Below are 17,226 nucleotides of genomic sequence, written 5' to 3'. Positions count from 1 at the left end.
ACAGGACCTCAACAGCCTTGCAGATCTTCCGGCAGATAGCAGACCGCCGGCTTGGTGCTGGTTTCGAACAGCGACTGCTTCGGCCTGAAATAGAAGAACGTGGCCGGCTTGCTCTCGCGTGTGCTGCCATCGGCGAAATGGGCGGCGATGCTGAAGCGATGGATCGACGACATTGACGACCACATTTTCAGCCGTGCCGTGTAGGCGCTGAGATTCTTGTTGCCGCGCACCGGCATGGGGATGCTGTAATCGGTCTTGCCGATCGGAAATTCGATGTTCTGGTAGCGCAGCGCTTCGGGCGACGCGCCGCCGCCATCGCCGCATTCGGCGAGCGATTCTGGGACCTCGATGCTGACCAGCGAGACGATGACGCGAAACGGCTCGCTCTGCTGGTAGACAGCGCCCTGATCGTCCGCCCAGGAATAATCGAGCTTGCCAATCCCGGTCACGCTCATTTTCTCGACGCTGCCGCTGATGTAATCGGCAACGTCGCCGAACTTGACCTTGTTGGCCACCTGGGCGCGGCAGACATCCAGGCTGTCCCTTGACGGGCAGGTGAAGCGCTCGGTCTCGAGCGTGGTTGTGTCGACGCCGGCTTCAGTCAGCACGTCCTTGATCGAGACGTCGACGCCATCGCCGAAAGTGCCGATGTCCTTCGTGAACATGCGGCTCGGCTCGCCGGTCGCGTTGTCCTCCTCGTCGGTCCTGGTGAACTGGATCGACATCTTCATGTCTTTCACGTCGCCCCAGCCATTGTTGACGATCGAGAAGTCGGGGCGGAAGCCGACGCAGCCATAGTGCTCGCTGATCGACAGCATCGGCTTGCGGTAGGCCTCGCTCGCGGCCACCTTCATTTCCAGGCTGTCGATCTTGACCCTCGACTGGTCGGTGGTCTTGAGGTCGACTTCGGCGAAGGCCGGCGCCGTCTCCCAGTCCATGCCTTCATAGACATTGCCGGTACGAATCTCTCCGGTGCCGTTCCAGGCATCGTTGTACTGGTCCGACACCGGATAGATCGCGATGTCTTCGTCGCGCACCAGATGCTGGTACTGCATGTCGGCCTGCTGCGTCATGCGCTGGTCGACGGCAATGCCGATCTCGACCTTGTCGGCGGAACCGCCGCCGGTCTGCGCCTTGAGCAACCCGCCCACTCTGGCATCGGCCAGCACGTCGGGGCGCGCACCGCCGATCTCCTTGCCCATCGCCCATTGCGACCAGTAGACGGTGCCGCCGGGCAGCCGGGTGCGGCCCTTGCCGTCCTTCAGCCCATCGGCAAAAGAGCCGACGAATATCTTGCCTGTCTTCGTCTCCAGCCTGCCCTCGCCATTCGGCACACCGGCCCTGAATTGCCCTTCATAGCGATTGCCGTCGGCATCGACATGGATCGCATGGCCGTCGAGCTGGCCGGCGACCCAATGGCCGTCGAGAATCTCGCCCGAACGCAGCTCCAGCCGGCCTTGTCCTTCGGGGCGGCCATTCCTGATCTCGCCGAAATAGCTGGAATAGATCGTCTTGGGGTCGTAGCTCGCCGAGCCGCGTACGCGCCAGACCAGCCTGCCCTTGCCGTTGACGGTGCCGTCGGCTGCGACGGTGCGGTCCGGCGACACGCCGGCTGCCGGCTCCCAGGTGAAATCAAGACCCAATTCCGGGTGGGAATCCCAGACCCGTACATTCTTGCGCAGCACCGAACGTGTTTCGCTTTGATAGAGGATTTGCACCCGCTCGGCCCAGGCGCCATCGGGTGCGGCACCGCCTTGATCGGCCATAGCGGAAAAGCATGGCAGTGCGGCCAGCATGGATGCAGCCGCCATCGCTTTGACCCCGAAGATCATTCTTGCCCGCGCCATCTTACCCAACCCCTTGGATCGCCTAGCGTAAGCACCGCTGCAACACAGTGCAAGAGAGGTGTTTCGATACAAAAAAACCGGCGGCAGGAACGTCCCGCCGCCGGTTTGGTAGTGCTGGTTATCGCCGCTGTTTGCCGGCGAAAGATCATTCAGCCTTATTTGTACAGGCTGTTGATCCACGCCACGTTGGCGGCGTTCAGGCGCACCGCAGTGTTGGCGTTGGGGCTTTCGGCCACGTTCACGCCGGTGACGACGCGCTGCTTGGCGCCATTATCATAGGCGTAGACCGAGCTGCCGCTCGATCCCGGATAGGTGTCGCAGTCGTACTGGAAATACTCCGCGCCGACGTTTTCGGCTTTCACTTCGCAGGTCGCCTTCCACATCGTTCCCATCGGCTTGTCGCCGGGGTAGCCAACGATGTTTGCGGTGAAATCGCCGAGGTTCTCATAGTTGGCATAACCCAGCCAGCCGAGATTGGTGCCGACATCCTGCTTCAGCGTGATGATGCCGAGATCCCACGGAATGACCGAGCCGTAGTAACCCTGATAATTGTCGATGAAGCCCTGCAAGATATAGACGCTCTCGTAGCTGAAAGCGCCAAACGGTGCATCGTCGGCGGTGTTGCCGTTGAGCGACGGCACGAAGATGACGTCGTCGAGCCAAGCCTTGTCTTCATTGCTGTAGAGGCAATGCGCCGCGGTGAGCACCGTGCGCGGACCGATCAGGGTTCCCGAGCAGCTGCCGTAACCGCTCTTGGCTTTGCCTTCGATATAGCCGATCGCGGTGAACGGGTACGTCTTGGTGTTCTTGATCTGCTCGCGGTCGTCGGCCCCGAACACCTGGCGGCCGGCTTCGTCGCCGCCCGTCAGCCCGGTCTTGTTGGCCGCTGGTGCGTTAGCGGGCGCATTCAGTTCCTTGATGACAAGGTCCTTCAGCGTCTCGCCGGCATCGATCTTGATGTCCTTGCCATCGGCGGAACGTCCGACGATGCCATAGGATTTGACCGCCGTGCCCTCGTCGGTCAGCGGCGCTGCCCGGCTGGCTTCATCTTCGGTCAGTTTCGGCGGCGCGATCGGCTTTGCACGGCCGGGCTGGTAGTCGCCCGTTCCGAGATCGCGCATGCTTTCGCCGTTGCCGGCATTCGCTGAGCCGGGATCGGCGGCGAAGGCAGGCATCGTCCACAGTGCGGTGGATAGCAGTGCGGACGCAATGATAGTGCTTGTCAGTTTCGTCATGGTGAGACTCTCCCAAAAGTCAGCAAGGAGTGGAGCAAAATACAGAAATATTGTCGAGATCGTGGTGGAGTTAAAAAATTAGTTTGGTTACCCGCCCGTATCGGATCATCGGTCCGGGCGGCCTCGTTAAAGCCCTCCGCCAAACGCACCCGCGTCGATATACTGCCTAAAATAATCCAACATTGGCAATGACAAATCGCTTCCACGTAGCCCGTGGGGGGCTATAGGGTTTGGGTGGGCTCTGCCCGATGGGGCACGATTAGCAAAAGTCGTATTTCGGTTTTATGACCGCGCGGATGTCGTTCGTTCTGGCAGAAGGCGATCGAGGTACCGGTACCGCTTCTGTTGGTTATGCGTCACGGCGGCATGGCTCGGCATTTTTCATCTCAGGAGGGTTTCAAGGTGAACATTATCCATCGGTTCAGGCCGCTTGCCGCTGCATCGCTGCTGGGCATCGCGGCCGCTTTCCCCGCCGTCAACGTGCTCTATGCAGCCGACGACGCCGCCAGGCCGGAAGCGGCGGTCTCGCCGATGCAGCGCGTCGCCGAATCCCGGGACAAGGCCAAGGCCGAGAATCCCGACGGGGCCGACCGCGTCTATGGCGGCAAGGAAGCCGATAAGGGGGCCTATCCGTTCCAGGTGGCGCTGCTGACCAGCGCCCGGCTGGACCCCAGCCCGGCCTCGCAGCCGAACGCGCAATTCTGCGGCGGCAGCCTGATTGCTCCGCAATGGGTGCTGACGGCGGCGCACTGCCTCAACGACAAGGGCCGGCCGATTTCGCCCGACACGGTGACCGTGCTGACCGGCGCCACCGATCTTACCGAAGGCAAGCGCTACAAGGTGGTCAAGGTCATCGTCAACGAGGGCTACAGCGAACAGACGCTGGACAATGATCTCGGCCTGCTCCGGCTGGCGGAGCCCGCCGATGCGCCGGTCATCAAGATCACCAATGAGCCGACGCCAGACAGCGGCAAGACCACGGTCATCGGCTGGGGCAAGATGCAGGACGGCACCTTCCCGACCGCGCTGATGGTGGCCGATCTCGATCTCGAGCCGAGCGCTGCCTGCAACAGCGGCATCAAGTCGATCTATGCGCATGACCTGAAGGCGGCACTTGGCGATCTCTCGCATCGGATGCGTTATTCGGAAAAGGGCATCGATGCCGCCGCCAATGCGATCGCCGCCGATATGTCGGATCCGCTGACCAAGAACATGATCTGCGCCGGCACCGACAGCGGCGAACGCGACGCCTGCAACGGCGACAGCGGCGGTCCGCTGTTCATGACCGGCGCCAACGGTCCGGTCCAGGTCGGCGTCGTCTCCTGGGGCGAAGGTCCGTCCGACGGCACCGCCGCTTGCGGCCACAAGAATGCCTATGGCATCTACACGCGATTGGCCAACTATACGGGTTGGATCGAAGCCAAGATGAAGACCCCGGCTCCCGCAGCCGCGGCGGCGCCCAAGGCCGGTCTCGGCACGGCCAAGAAGCCCTGAACGGGCCCGAAGCTTGATAAACGCAAAACGGCGGGATCTTTCCCGCCGTTTTGATTCATGTCCGGTGCCGGCTGTTCCGCTTACTTCCGCGGCGGGCCTTTGCGCTCGGCCGACGCCGCCCACAGATTGATGTCGGACTCGCGTGCGTAAGTGTCGATTTCGGCGAGCTCGGCATCGCTGAACTCGAGCACCTTGAGCGCGCCGACGCAGTCCTCGACCTGTTCGGGCCGGCTGGCGCCGATCAGCGCCGAGGTGACCCGGCCCTTGCGCAGCACCCAGGCTAGCGCCATCTGCGCCAGCGTCTGGCCACGCTTGCCGGCGATCGCGTTCAGCGCCTGGATGTTAGCGATGGTCTTTTCGTTGATGAAGGCGGGCCGCAGCGACTTGCCTTGGCTGGCGCGGCTACCCTCGGGGATGCCGCCGAGATATTTGTCGGTCAGCATGCCTTGCGCCAGCGGCGAGAACACGATCGATCCGACACCGAGCCCTTCCAGCGTATCGAGCAGTCCGTCCTCTTCGACCCAGCGGTTGAGCATCGAATAGCTCGGCTGATGGATGATGCAGGGCGTACCGAGCTGCTTCAATATGTCGGCGGCCTCGCGCGTGCGCTGCGAATTGTAGGACGAGATGCCGGCATAGAGCGCCTTGCCGGAACGCACCGCATGGTCGAGAGCGCCCATCGTTTCCTCAAGCGGCGTATCCGGATCGAAGCGGTGCGAATAGAAGATGTCGACATAGTCGAGCCCCATCCGCTTCAGGCTCTGGTCGAGGCTCGCCAGCACATATTTGCGGCTGCCCCATTCGCCATAAGGCCCTGCCCACATCTCATAGCCCGCCTTGGTCGAGATGATCAGCTCGTCGCGATAACTGGCGAAGTCGGTGCGCAATATCTCGCCGAAGGCGATCTCGGACGAGCCGGGCGGCGGGCCGTAATTGTTGGCGAGATCGAAATGGGTGATGCCGAGATCGAAGGCCTTGCGCGCGATCGCCTGCTTGGTCTTGTGCGGCGTGTCGTTGCCGAAATTGTGCCACAGGCCGAGCGAGATCGCCGGCAGTTTCAGGCCGGATCGCCCACATCTGTTGTAGAGCATTTTCTCATAGCGGTGTTCAGCCGGCTGCCAGCGCATGGGTACAGATCCTGGATTGTATGGGTGTCGGCGCGAGCGCGCCGACACCCTTCTACCTCATTTCTGCTTCGCCAACAGTCCTTTTGCGTCCTTGACGCCGAGTGCAGCCGGCCGCTCGCAGCTGGTCTGCATGGCGACGAACTTGCCGGTCTCGCCCGACCGCAACAGGCCGGTCATGACATCGACGGCATGCAGCGCGAGCTCCATCGAGCAACGATGCGGCCGGCCCTCGGCGATCGCCAGCGCCATGTCGGCAAGGCCTGCGGTGCGGTAGTTGGCCATCATGCCCTGGCCGTGCATTTCGTTGGGCACGCCGAACGGATGCTGCCATTTCGGCAGTTTCTTCACCGGTTTTGCCGCCTTGGTTATGCGCACGTCGCCACCGAAGAAATTCGGATCCGGCACGAACACCGTGCCCGTCTCGCCATAGAGTTCCATCGGCGCGTGACCATGCGCCCAGACGTCCCAGCTGGTGTTGAGCGTGATCACGGCGCCGTTCTCGAACTCCAGCAGGCCGTGGATCGTCGTCGGCGTGTTCACCGGGATTTTTTCGCCCGCGCGCGGTTTCGACGAGATCGTGCGTTCCTTGGCAGGCGTCGTCGCGAAGGCCGCCACCTGCTTCACCGGCCCGATCAGCTGGATCAGGTTGGTGATGTAGTAGGGCCCGATGTCGAGCACCGGCCCGGCGCCCGGCTGGAAGAAGAAATCGGGATTGGGGTGCCAGTGCTCCATGCCGTGGCCCATCACATGACAGGTGCCGCTGGTGATCTTGCCGAGCGCGCCGGTGTCGATGAGGTTGCGCACCAGCTGGTGCGCGCCGCCGAGGAAAGTGTCCGGAGCCGAACCGATGCGCAGCCCTTTCTTCTCGGCCCGGCTCTTGAGGTCGAGGCCTTCCTTGACCGACAGCACGAACGGCTTTTCCGAATAGACGTGCTTGCCGGCATCGAGGATCTGCTTCGACACCCCGTAGTGCGCCGCCGGGATGGTGAGGTTGACGACGATGTCGATCTCGTCATCCTTGAGCAGTTCTTCGACGGTCTCGGCGCGCAGCTTGAACTCCTTCGCCCGTGCCTTGGCCGCGTCCATGTTGATGTCGGCGCAGGCGCGCATCTCAATGCCGCGAAACAGCGGCGCCAGCGAGAAATACGCTTTCGAGATGTTGCCGCAGCCGATGACGCCGATACCCAGTTTCTTTGCCATGATGATTGTTCCTAGTAAGCCTTGACGGATGCGAGCGAGCGGCTGGCGAAGCGCTCGATATCGTTGGGGTTGTCCTGTTCCATGACGTAATATTTGGCCGCGCTCTTCGCCCGAAGTGTCTTGATCAGGCCGGCCCAGTCGATGGTGCCGTGGCCGACATCCGCCCAGCCGTCCTCGTCAAGGCCTTCGCCTGACTTGGCCATGTCCTTGACATGGACGGCGCTGATGCGCTTGCCGTGCTTTTCGATCCACGGCAGCGGATCAACGCCACCGCGGACTACCCAGGCGACGTCCATCTCCCAGCCGATGTCGGGCGCAGCCGACAGGATGTGATCCTGCGGCACCGAGCCGTCGGCGAGTGTCTTGAACTCGAAATCATGGTTGTGCCAGGCAAAGCCGTAGCCGGCTTTTTTTGCGGTCTCGCCGACCTTGGCCAGACGCTCGCCAAAGCCGCGCCAGCCGGCAGCGTCGGCCGGCCGCTGCTCGGCCAGCAGATAGGGACAGATGACGAGCGTGATGCCGAGTGCGTCGGCTGTTTTGCGTACCCCGTCGAAATCATTCTCCAGCGCATCGATCGAGAAATGTCCGGTCGGCATCGAAAGCCCGTTCTTGTCGAGTTCGGCGCGGAACGCCGTGGGGTCGTCATAGACGCCGCCGAAACCTTCGACTTCCTTGTAGCCGAGCTTACCAAGCATTTTCAGGATGCCGTCCCACGGCTGGAAATTGCGGGCGCTGTAGAGTTGGAATGACCAGTTCATCGTCTCTGTCCGTTTCTTGGGTGGTTAAGGCTTGGGGATGTTTTCGGGGGATCGTTTTCGCGAGATCGTTTTAGGGGGATCGTTCTTGGGAGGATGGTTTGCGGATGATTCTAGAGGGTCACAGGCGATTGCCGGTCGCAGCGTCGAACAGCGAGGCGCGCGCCGGATCGAAACCGAACTGGATCGGATCGCCGCTGCGCAGCGTCCGTTCCGCCTCGACGCGGAAGGAGAGGTTGCGGCCGGCAAGCTTCGTCCACACCAGCGTGTCGGAACCCATCGGCTCCACGATCTCGACCGAACCGCCGGCGGAAAACGGCATCGACTTCGCCGCGTCACCGAAAGCGATATGTTCAGGCCGGATGCCCAGCACGCAAGCGCCGGCCGGGCGCTCCGTGCCGTCAAAGGTATAGCGATCGAGCGGCACCGAAACACCGTCGGTCCTGAACACTGGAGCAGCATTGGCCTCCAGCTCCCCTTCGAGGAAATTCATCGCCGGCGAGCCGAGGAAGCCGGCGACAAACCGGTTGACCGGCCGGTTATAGATCGTCTGCGGCGCGTCAAGCTGCTGGATGACGCCGCCGCGCATGACCGCGATACGGTCGGCCAGCGTCATCGCCTCGATCTGGTCGTGGGTGACGTAGATCATGGTGTTCTGCAGCTTGCGATGCAGAAGCTTGATTTCGACGCGCAGTTCCGAGCGCAGCTTGGCGTCGAGATTGGATAGTGGCTCGTCGAACAGGAAGACGTCGACGTCGCGCACCAGCGCCCGCCCGATCGCCACGCGCTGGCGTTGGCCGCCGGACAAGGCCGCGGGCTTGCGCTGCAAAAGCGGCTCGATCTGCAGGATCTCGGCGGCGCGGGCGATGCGCTTGGCGATCTCGTCCCTGGGCACGCCGGCAACGCGCAGGCCGAACGACAGGTTCTTCTCCACCGTCATTTGCGGATAAAGCGCATAGGACTGGAACACCATGCCGATGCCGCGATCCTTGGGCTCTTCCCAGGTGACGTTCTTGCCCTTGATGAAGATGCGGCCTTCGGAAATATCGAGCAGCCCGGCGATGCAGTTGAGCAAGGTCGACTTGCCGCAGCCCGAGGGACCGAGCAGCACGATGAACTCGCCCTCTGCGACCTCGAGATTGAGGGTCTGCAGCACCGATACAGAGCCGAAATTCAGGGACAGGTCCTGGATCGAAACGCTGGTGCCGTTGGCTGCCGTCATCGCCATCACCCTTTCACCGCACCGGCGGCGATGCCGCGCACGAAAAGCTTGCCGGAAATGAAGTAGACGATGAGTGGCACAAGGCCGGTCAGGATGGTGGCGGCCATGTTGACGTTGTACTCCTTCACGCCTTGCACCGAATTGACGATGTTGTTGAGCTGCACCGTCATCGGATAGGTGTCGGGGCGGGTGTAGACGACGCCGAACAGGAAGTCGTTCCAGATGCCGGTCACCTGCAGGATGATGGCGACGACGAAGATCGGCAGCGACATCGGCGCCATGATCCGCAGGAAGATGCCCCAGAAGCCGGCGCCGTCGACCCGTGCCGCCCTGAACAGCTCTTCCGGCATCGAGGCAAAATAGTTGCGGAACAAAAGCGTGAGGATCGGCATGCCGAAGATGGAATGGACGATCACCAGGCCGCTGAGGCTGCCGTAGAGGCCGATCTCGCGCAGGATGATGACAATCGGATAGATCATCACCTGATAGGGGATGAAGGCGCCGACGATCAGGATGACGAAGAATGTGTCGGCGCCCTTGAAGCGCCAGTTGGCCAGCGCATAGCCGTTCACCGAGGCGATCGCGATCGACAGCAGCACCGACGGCACGGTGATGCGCACCGAATTCCAGAAGCCGCGCGAAAGCCCGTCGCAATTGAGGCCGGTGCAGGCGGTCGCCCACGCCTTCACCCACGGTTCGAACGTGATTTCGAGCGGCGGCGAGAAGATATTGCCCATCCGTATCTCGGGCATGCCCTTGAGCGAGGTTACGACCATCACGTAGAGCGGCAGCAGATAGTAGACCGCCACCACGATCAGCGTGCCATAGAGGAAGATATTGCGGCGCGAGAAGACATGCCGCGGCTTCGGCCCGCGCGGCCCGGAGGCTTCGCGCTCGGCGGCACCCGCGCTGGCGGGCAAAGGGACGGCCGGGTCAGCCACGCTTCCTGCCTCCGAATTCAAGGTAGGCCCACGGCACGACGACGATCACCACCGAGAGCAGCATCATGGTCGAGGCGGCAAAGCCCTGGCCAAGATTCTGTGCGAAGAACATGTAGTCGTAGACATATTTGGCCGGCACTTCGGAGGCGATTCCGGGGCCGCCGCTGGTCTGGGCGACAACGAGGTCGTAGACCTTGACGATGCCCGACGCGATGATGACCAGCGTGGTGATGAAAACCGGCCGCATCATCGGGATGACGATGAACAGATAGGTCTTCCACATCGGGATCCCGTCTACCCGCGCCGCCTTCCAGATGTCCTCGTCGATGCCGCGCAGGCCGGCCAGCATCAAGCACATGATGAGCCCGGTGCCTTGCCACAGCGCCGCAATCGAAATGCCGTAGATGACGATGCTGGAATTGTATAGCGGGTCGAAGTTGAAGCTCGTCCAGCCGAGGTCCCGCACCACATGCTGGATGCCGAAATCCGGATTGAGCAGCCACTGCCAGACCAGGCCGGTGACGATGAAGGAAAGCGCGAACGGATAGAGGAAGATGGTGCGGAACGTGTCCTCGAAACGGATCTTCTGGTCGAGAAGCGCTGCAAGCAGGAAGCCGATGACCAGTGAGAACACCAGCGAGATCGCGCCGTAGATCAAAAGGTTCTCGATCGAGATCAGCCAGCGCGGCGTCACCCACAGCCGGTAATACTGATCGAGCCCGGCGAAATTCAGCCGTGGCAGCAGCTTCGAATTGGTGAAGGAATAGAACACCGTCCAGACGGTGCCGCCGACGAAAACCACCGACGCGGTGAGGATCATCGGGATCGAGGCGACCTTCGCATTGAGGTTGCGGAACAGCGGGTTGGGGCGTTCGCTCTTGCTCATCTCGTCAGCCGGCTGGGTAAGGGCGGTGCTATCCCGGCCCTGCTTTCGCAAGACCGGGAGCGAGGTGTATTGCCTCCAACGTCAGTCTGCCGAAGCGATGAGGTCGGCGAAGCGTTTCTGCGCGTCTTCGATGGTCAGGTCCGGCTTGGCGAAGAATTCGGCGAAGAGATCTTCCTTCTGCTTCTGGGTGTCCTGCGAAAGCAGTTGGTCAGTCCACGGGATGACGGCGCCCTTGGCGAGGATCGCCAGACCCTTCTTCATGCAGTCGTTCGCCGCATTGAGATCGACGTCACCGCGCACCGGCAGCGAGCCCTTCTTGAGATTGAAGGCGACCTGAGTCTTAGGGTCGAGCAGCGTCTCTGCCAACACCTCCTGCGCCTTGGACTTGTCGGCATCCTTGAGCAGCGGGAAATAGAAGGCGTCGCCGCCGGTGGCGATCACTTCGTTCAGACCGAGGCCCGGCAGGCAGGCATAGTCCTTGCCGGCGACCTTGCCGGCAACCTGGAACTCGCCTTGCGCCCAGTCACCCATGATCTGGCCACCGGCCTTGCCGGTGATGACGAGATTGGTTGCCTGGTTCCAGTCCTGCACATTGGTGTTCTTCGCCATCTTGCGGGCATCGTCGGCGGCCTTGAAGACCTTGGCGATCTCGGGCCCGGCGGCGAACTTGGCATCCTTGTCCTTGTAGACCTTAAGGAACGCGTCGGTGCCGCCGACCGCCGCCAGCAGCACGTCGAAGGCGCCGGAAGATTGCCAGGCCTGTCCGCCGACAGCGAGCGGGATGATGCCCGCCTTTTCCAGGGCGGGCGCTGCCGCCACGAATTCATTCCAGTCCTTCGGCAGCGGCACGCCGGCCTTCTCGAAGGCTTCGTTCGACAGCCACAACCACTGCCAGGAGTGGATATTGACCGGCACGCAATAGATCTTGCCGTCGATGGTGCAGCTGTCGAGCAGGCTCTTCGGCCGCACGATTTCCGTCCACTTGCCCTTGGTGGCGACATCGGTGAGGTCGCGCATCAGGCCGGCCTGCACCAGTTCTTCGGCCTGCCGGCCGTGATTGAACTGGGTGGCGCCCATCGGATCGCCGCCGGTGATGCGGCTGATCATGATCGGCCGTGCCGTGCCGCCGGATCCGGCAATGGCGCCGTCGACCCAGTGATTGCCGGTCGCGTCAAAAGCCTTCGCGAATTCCGCAACCGCCGCCGCCTCGCCGCCCGATGTCCACCAATGGGTCACTTCCAGGTCGGTGGCGGCCGCCGGGCCGGCAAGCTGAAGCGCGGCCGTCGCGGCAAGGGCAGCGGTCAAAAGTCTATAGCGCATTTCGGTTCCTCCCAGAATCTGAAACGTTACAGATTTTCGATACGGCAATTATGCGGTGCGTGCAACCCCTGAGATAAACGCGCTCGAATGTTTTTTCGAGGCGCGAACAAATTCGTTGCGTGCGAACCGGCAAACTGCGCGCAAAACCGGGTGCTGCGCTGCAAAATCATGCTGCAGCGCAAGAAAACCGTCTCGAACCTGATTGTCGCGCTACGTTTCTGGCCGCCAAAACCCTGCCAAAACCATGGCTTGAGAGGCCCACGCGCTGCGATGTTGGAAATCTGTAACGTTTCAGTATATTGAGGCCCGACTGCGAAGAACCGTGCCACATCGTCATCGAAGCGATTGTCGGCTGGTCCGGCGGCTGCTATGCGCCTGACGGGGCGGGACGAATGGACAGGGACCAGACGGACAAGGACGACGAGGCGTCGGCGCATGAGCGGCCGACGCTGAAGACGCTTGCCTTCATGACCGGGCTCGGCGTCACCACCGTCTCGCGCGCGCTCAAGGATGCACCCGAGATCGGCGCCGAGACCAGGCGGCGGGTTCAACTCGTCGCGAGGCAGATCGGCTACCGGCCGAACCGCGCCGGCGTGCGCCTGCGGACCGGCAAGACCAATGTTATCAGCCTCGTGCTCAATACCGAGCGCGAGATCATGAGCTTTGTCTCGGACATCATCTACGGCGTCTCGGAGGTCATTGCCGACACACCCTATCACCTGATCGTCACGCCCTACTCGCGCTCGCAGGATCCGCTGGACCCGGTAAAGTATCTGGTCGAGTCCGGCTCGGCCGATGGCGTCATCATCTCACGCACGCAGCCCAACGATCCGCGCGCCCGCTACATGCTGGAGCGTGGCATACCCTTTGCCACACATGGCCGCACCGATATGGGGCTTGTCCACCCCTATCACGACTTCGACAATTACGCCTTCGCCGCCGAAGCGGTGCGCCATCTGGCCAGCGTCGGCCGGCGCCGGCTGGCGCTGGTAGCGCCGCCGGTCGGGCTCACCTATTACGACCACACGGTCAATGGCTTTGCCGACGCACTGAGCGAGGTCGACGCCAGCGAAGTGCCGTTCAACGCTGTTTCGATCGACCAGTCGATCGATCAGATCAGGACGCGGACCGCGCAGTTGATGCGCCGCGACGTCAGGCCGGACGGTTTCGTCAGCAGCGCCGCCGCAGCAACGCTGGCCATCGTCGCCGGCATCGAGGATGCCGGCCTGAAACTCGGCCGCGACGTCGATGTCGTGTCCAAGCAATCGTCGGAACTGCTGCATCTGTTCCGCCGGGAGTTGCTGATCGTCAACGAAGATTTCCGCCTCGCCGGCACCGAGCTTGCCCGCGCCGTGCTGGGCTGGATAGGCGGCGCGGCACCTGGCTCTTTGCAGACTGTGGTCAAGCCAGGCGACGTCGTCGCGTATCAGGGCTGACTGGCACGACCTGAGAGGTCCGCCTCACCTGACCCTATCCGGCCGCTCCACTTCCCCATGGCCCATGGAAAGCGCCCTGCTCGCCGATGCGCTCGAAGCCATGCGCGCCGAAGAAGTCGCGCTGCGCCTGGATCAGGTTCGAGGTGCCGCGGCCCTGGCGGTAGCTGTCGAAATAGGCAAGTGCCGACGCCAGTGCAGGCACCGGCGAGCCTGCTTCCGATGCCTTGGCAACGGTGCGCCTAAGCGACGGATGCGCCTCCTGCATCATGGTGGTGAAAGCCGGCGCCATCAAAAGGTTGGTGGACGCGCCGCCCGAGCCGAAGGCTTCCGCCATGGTGTCGAGCATCTGCGAGCGGATGATACAGCCGGCACGCCAAATCTTGGCGATGGTCGGCATCGGCAAGTTCCAGTTGAACTCCTTCGAGGCGGCGCTCATCACCGCGAAACCTTGTGCATAGGCGGCGATCTTGCCGGCGAGCAGCGCCAGCTCCAGATCTTTCAGAAGTGCCGCCTTGTCGCCGGAGATCTTGGTGACGCCGATATTGCCATAGGCTTTTTCGGCCGCCTGCCGCTCATCCTTGATCGAGGACAGCACGCGGGCCGCCACCGCCGCCTCGATGGCCGTCGCCGGAATGCCGAGCTGCTGCGCCTCGATGACAGACCATTTGCCGGTGCCCTTCTGGCCGGCACGGTCGAGGATGATGTCGACTACCGGCTTGCCGGTCTTTGCATCGTCAGCGGCCAGCACCCTGGCGGTGATCTCGATCAGATACGAATCGAGCCGGCCCTTGTTCCAGTCCTCGAAGACCTTGCCGATCTCCTTCGGCCCCATGCCGAGACCGTCACGCAGGATGCCGTAGATCTCGGCGATCATCTGCATGTCGGCATATTCGATGCCGTTGTGGATGGTTTTCACGAAATGCCCGGCGCCGTCTGTGCCAAGCCAGGCAGCGCACGGTTCATCCTTGAACTTGGCCGAGATCGCGGTCAGCACGCGTTCGACGCGCTTCCAGGAGTCTTCGGTGCCGCCGACCATGATCGACGGTCCATGGCGCGCGCCTTCCTCGCCGCCGGATACGCCCATGCCGATGAAGGTGAGACCTGAGCCCGACAGTTCCGAAAAGCGCCGCATCGTATCGCGGAAATTGGCGTTGCCGGCATCGATGACGATATCGTTGTCAGACAACACGCCGCGCAGCGCTTCGATCTGTTCGTCGACCGGCTTGCCGGCCAGCACCATGATGATGACCGGGCGCGGCGGCTTGATCGCAGCTGCCAGTTCCTCCAGGCTGTAGCAGGGCACCACCATGTCCCTGAGCGAACCGGCGCCTTCGAGGAAGGCATCGGTGCGCGCCTTGGTGCGGTTGAAGACGGCGATGCGGTGCCCGTGCTCGGCAATGTTGAGCGCGAGGTTGGAGCCCATTGTGCCAAGGCCGATCAGGCCTATTTCGGCTTTTTCCATCGTTTCTTCCCTGCTTTCGGATTTTGTTGAGGCCGCGTTTTTCGGGATGCCCATTTTTCGGCGAGATGATTGACGGGCCTTTCGCGCCACGTCAACCGCCTCGCCGAATTGTGTTGCGTCTGCGTTGTGTCAGACCGAGTCAGGAAGGGTCAGTTGGTGACCAGGCGACGCCTTGCCGATCGAACATATGACGTTAGGTTGAACTTATGGCAGTCAAACGGATGGACAATGTCGGAATCGTCGTCGATGACCTCGACGAGACGATTGCCTTCTTTCGCGAGCTCGGCCTCGAACTGGAAGGGCGGGCGACGATCGAAGGCGAGTGGGCCGGACGTGTCACCGGGCTCGGCGATCAGCACGTCGAGATTGCCATGATGCGCACACCGGATGGCCATAGCCGGCTCGAGCTCTCCCGCTTCCTCACGCCGACGGTCGTCGCCGATCACCGCAACGCCCCGGTCAATGCCCTGGGCTACCTGCGCGTCATGTTTACCGTGGACGACATCGACGACACGCTTGAAAGGCTCCGCAAGCGTGGCGCGCAGCTGGCCGGTGAAGTCGTCCGTTACCAGGACGTGTATCGGCTCTGCTACATCCGTGGGCCGGAAGGGCATCTCATCGGGTTAGCCCAGGAACTCGGCTGAGCGCCCTTCGCAGGCGGGCTGAATATCACTCGGCGCGGATATCGATCGGCGCTTCGATCTTTACCACTTCGAAATCCGAAACCAGAATATCGAGCCGCGCCGTCCAGCGGCCTGGAATCGGGATGACGAGATTATCGACGCGCCAGGTGCCGTCGCCTGGCTTGGTCGCCGGACGCTTGATCGGCTCGATCCCCGAATCGGGCTTGGACAGCACCAGCGTCACTTCCTTGGCGTCGAGCGGGCCGAAATCGCCATCCATGATGACGATGGAGGCGGTGACCTCCCCGGTATGGCCGGGCGTGATGTCGATGTCGGCCATCGCCTTCATAGTGTGGATATGGGTCGACGTCGGTTGTGCCGCGGCGATTGCCAGGGCCCGTGGCGGCGGCGTGAAGCGCCAGCCGGCGGCAACGCCGAAGATCAGGAGCACGATCAGCATTTCGACTGAGATCGAGCGGCTAAGCCGTCGCCGCACTTCCGTCGCTCCGGCCTCGGCCAAGGCGGTGAGCCGCCATCGATTGACCGCCGCCAGCGTGAACAGAAACACCAGCAGCGCCAGCTTGATCAGCAGCAGCCGGCCATAGGCGGTGTTGACCAGTGCCGCCGGTGTCTGCACCTGGATGATGGCGAGCACCACACCGGCGGCGGCAAGCACTACCACCACGGGCATGATCGCGCGCGAAAACCGCCGCAGGAACGCCCCGGCTTCCACCGATTGGCTGCTCAACGCCAGGCCGAGCGGCAGCAATGCTCCAGCCCAGAAAGCGATGCCGGCGCCATGCAGGAACACCATAGGCCGCGTCAGCCATTGCGGTTCGGCTGCACTGGCATGGCCGCTGGCGGCAAGGGCTGCACCCACACCGGCCAGCCCGGCGAGCGCCAACGGCCTGGCGCCAGCACGCGATCCGACCAACGACAGCAGGCCAAGCCCGAGCGCCGCCAGCGAAATCAGCACCGTCCAGCCGAAGCTGGTGCCAAGCGCCGTCCGCCAGACCACCGGTTGCGCCAGCCGGGCGAGTGGCGCGCCCAGCGCGTCCAGCCCCTGGAACCCGAGCGACAGGGGTGCTGCGACCAGCCCGCACAGGATGGCGGCAATGACGAAGCGCTGGCCTGAGCGCTGGCCTTGTGCCAGCCATGTCAGCGCGAAGGCGCCGCCAATGCCGAGGAAAAGCCCGATGTAGAGAAGAACCTTGCCGGTCCAGATCGCTGACCGCAAATCTATATCGACAGCTTCCCCCACCGCCGGCGCCGCACTTGGCGCGCCAACGGAAAACAGCACCGAGCCGCCGACCGGATGGCCATCGGCGGAAATCACCCGCCAGCTCAAGACATGGGTGCCCGGCCCGAGCTTTTGTGGATTGTCGATCTCAACCGTTTGGTCGCTCAACCGAAACGAGGTCAAAGCGACAGGCGTACCGTCGGGCCGCACCAAGGTCAGCACCAGCGGCGACACAGGCTCGCTGAAGGTCAGCGAAAATTGCGTCGGCGCTCGCTCCAGAACCGCGCCGTCGGCAGGCTCGGCCTTGATCAGCGCCGCATGGGCAAAGGCCTGGTTTGGCGTGGCAAGGACGGCAAGCAGCAGGATCGCGGCCAGCAGGCCGAAGCACCTGCCGGCTGTCCGTTCTATCCGCTGAAAACAGGCCACGTTCATGCCATC

General features: G+C 62.7%; 14 protein-coding genes. 3 read left to right on the top strand and 11 right to left on the bottom strand.

The window, feature by feature from the left end; genetic code table 11:
- Positions 1-8 precede the first annotated feature (8 nt).
- Both NLY33_RS10195 and NLY33_RS10190 read right to left on the bottom strand, forming a co-directional pair.
- Positions 9-1,811: an MORN repeat-containing protein gene (locus tag NLY33_RS10195; protein WP_245260937.1), complete on the bottom strand. Its 1,803-nt coding sequence runs from the start codon at positions 1,809-1,811 to the stop codon at positions 9-11.
- Between the two features lie 191 nt (positions 1,812-2,002).
- Entirely contained in the window at positions 2,003-3,082 is a 1,080-nt protein-coding gene (locus NLY33_RS10190) for a trypsin-like serine peptidase (RefSeq protein ID WP_023686603.1), read from the bottom strand.
- A 402-nt stretch (positions 3,083-3,484) separates the two neighbouring features.
- Here NLY33_RS10190 and NLY33_RS10185 point away from each other — a divergent pair, with 402 nt between their 5' ends.
- Complete coding sequence (locus NLY33_RS10185) at positions 3,485-4,576, top strand: S1 family serine peptidase (protein ID WP_023707570.1); 1,092 nt, start codon at positions 3,485-3,487, stop codon at positions 4,574-4,576.
- A gap of 80 nt (positions 4,577-4,656) precedes the next feature.
- Here the strand turns inward: NLY33_RS10185 and mgrA are convergent, their stop codons facing one another.
- The 7 genes from mgrA to NLY33_RS10150 all read right to left on the bottom strand — a co-directional run bounded on the left by mgrA (position 4,657) and on the right by NLY33_RS10150 (position 12,027).
- Entirely contained in the window at positions 4,657-5,703 is a 1,047-nt protein-coding gene (mgrA, locus tag NLY33_RS10180) for an L-glyceraldehyde 3-phosphate reductase (protein ID WP_023704229.1), read from the bottom strand.
- A 57-nt stretch (positions 5,704-5,760) separates the two neighbouring features.
- Positions 5,761-6,903, bottom strand: a complete 1,143-nt coding sequence (locus tag NLY33_RS10175) for a Gfo/Idh/MocA family protein (RefSeq protein WP_023704230.1) — start codon at positions 6,901-6,903, stop codon at positions 5,761-5,763.
- Positions 6,904-6,914: 11 nt separating this feature from the next.
- A complete protein-coding gene (locus tag NLY33_RS10170; protein WP_023669800.1) occupies positions 6,915-7,661 on the bottom strand; it encodes a sugar phosphate isomerase/epimerase family protein in 747 nt (248 codons plus the stop codon).
- A 118-nt stretch (positions 7,662-7,779) separates the two neighbouring features.
- Positions 7,780-8,880, bottom strand: coding sequence for an ABC transporter ATP-binding protein (locus tag NLY33_RS10165; protein WP_023704231.1), 1,101 nt, complete (start codon positions 8,878-8,880; stop codon positions 7,780-7,782).
- Positions 8,881-8,885: 5 nt separating this feature from the next.
- Complete coding sequence (locus NLY33_RS10160; RefSeq protein ID WP_023669802.1) at positions 8,886-9,821, bottom strand: carbohydrate ABC transporter permease; 936 nt, start codon at positions 9,819-9,821, stop codon at positions 8,886-8,888.
- A complete protein-coding gene (locus NLY33_RS10155; protein WP_023704232.1) occupies positions 9,814-10,707 on the bottom strand; it encodes a carbohydrate ABC transporter permease in 894 nt (297 codons plus the stop codon). Before NLY33_RS10155 ends, NLY33_RS10160 begins: the two co-directional genes overlap by 8 nt.
- Positions 10,708-10,788: 81 nt before the next feature.
- Positions 10,789-12,027 (bottom strand): ABC transporter substrate-binding protein, encoded by a 1,239-nt coding sequence (locus NLY33_RS10150; protein WP_023683028.1) that lies wholly within the window; start codon positions 12,025-12,027, stop codon positions 10,789-10,791.
- A gap of 392 nt (positions 12,028-12,419) precedes the next feature.
- Here NLY33_RS10150 and NLY33_RS10145 point away from each other — a divergent pair, with 392 nt between their 5' ends.
- On the top strand, positions 12,420-13,463 hold the full coding sequence (locus tag NLY33_RS10145) for a LacI family transcriptional regulator (protein ID WP_023700133.1): 1,044 nt from the start codon (positions 12,420-12,422) through the stop codon (positions 13,461-13,463).
- 34 nt (positions 13,464-13,497) lie between these two features.
- On the opposite strand, the gene gnd is transcribed toward NLY33_RS10145, so the two are convergent.
- Entirely contained in the window at positions 13,498-14,925 is a 1,428-nt protein-coding gene (gene gnd / locus NLY33_RS10140) for an NADP-dependent phosphogluconate dehydrogenase (RefSeq protein ID WP_023704233.1), read from the bottom strand.
- A 206-nt stretch (positions 14,926-15,131) separates the two neighbouring features.
- Here gnd and NLY33_RS10135 point away from each other — a divergent pair, with 206 nt between their 5' ends.
- Entirely contained in the window at positions 15,132-15,569 is a 438-nt protein-coding gene (locus tag NLY33_RS10135) for a VOC family protein (protein WP_023692002.1), read from the top strand.
- 25 nt (positions 15,570-15,594) lie between these two features.
- On the opposite strand, the gene NLY33_RS10130 is transcribed toward NLY33_RS10135, so the two are convergent.
- Positions 15,595-17,220, bottom strand: coding sequence for a copper resistance CopC/CopD family protein (locus tag NLY33_RS10130; protein WP_023686611.1), 1,626 nt, complete (start codon positions 17,218-17,220; stop codon positions 15,595-15,597).
- Between the last annotated feature and the right edge of the window lie 6 nt (positions 17,221-17,226).

The sequence above is a fragment of the Mesorhizobium sp. C432A genome (assembly GCF_030323145.1).
Lineage (GTDB): Bacteria > Pseudomonadota > Alphaproteobacteria > Rhizobiales > Rhizobiaceae > Mesorhizobium.
The sequence above is the reverse complement of the archived record's forward strand: the minus strand, read 5'-3'. Positions and strand labels throughout refer to the sequence as shown.

Bases quoted from the DNA above. Each gene is read 5' to 3' on its own strand.
- NLY33_RS10195 (WP_245260937.1), bottom strand. From the start codon at position 1,811: ATGGCGGCTGCATCCATGCTGGCCGCACTGCCATGCTTTTCCGCTATG.
- NLY33_RS10190 (WP_023686603.1), bottom strand. From the start codon at position 3,082: ATGACGAAACTGACAAGCACTATCATTGCGTCCGCACTGCTATCCACC.
- mgrA (WP_023704229.1), bottom strand. From the start codon at position 5,703: ATGCGCTGGCAGCCGGCTGAACACCGCTATGAGAAAATGCTCTACAAC.
- NLY33_RS10175 (WP_023704230.1), bottom strand. From the start codon at position 6,903: ATGGCAAAGAAACTGGGTATCGGCGTCATCGGCTGCGGCAACATCTCG.
- NLY33_RS10170 (WP_023669800.1), bottom strand. From the start codon at position 7,661: ATGAACTGGTCATTCCAACTCTACAGCGCCCGCAATTTCCAGCCGTGG.
- NLY33_RS10165 (WP_023704231.1), bottom strand. From the start codon at position 8,880: ATGACGGCAGCCAACGGCACCAGCGTTTCGATCCAGGACCTGTCCCTG.
- NLY33_RS10155 (WP_023704232.1), bottom strand. From the start codon at position 10,707: ATGAGCAAGAGCGAACGCCCCAACCCGCTGTTCCGCAACCTCAATGCG.
- NLY33_RS10150 (WP_023683028.1), bottom strand. From the start codon at position 12,027: ATGCGCTATAGACTTTTGACCGCTGCCCTTGCCGCGACGGCCGCGCTT.
- NLY33_RS10145 (WP_023700133.1), top strand. From the start codon at position 12,420: ATGGACAGGGACCAGACGGACAAGGACGACGAGGCGTCGGCGCATGAG.
- gnd (WP_023704233.1), bottom strand. From the start codon at position 14,925: ATGGAAAAAGCCGAAATAGGCCTGATCGGCCTTGGCACAATGGGCTCC.
- NLY33_RS10135 (WP_023692002.1), top strand. From the start codon at position 15,132: ATGGCAGTCAAACGGATGGACAATGTCGGAATCGTCGTCGATGACCTC.
- NLY33_RS10130 (WP_023686611.1), bottom strand. From the start codon at position 17,220: ATGAACGTGGCCTGTTTTCAGCGGATAGAACGGACAGCCGGCAGGTGC.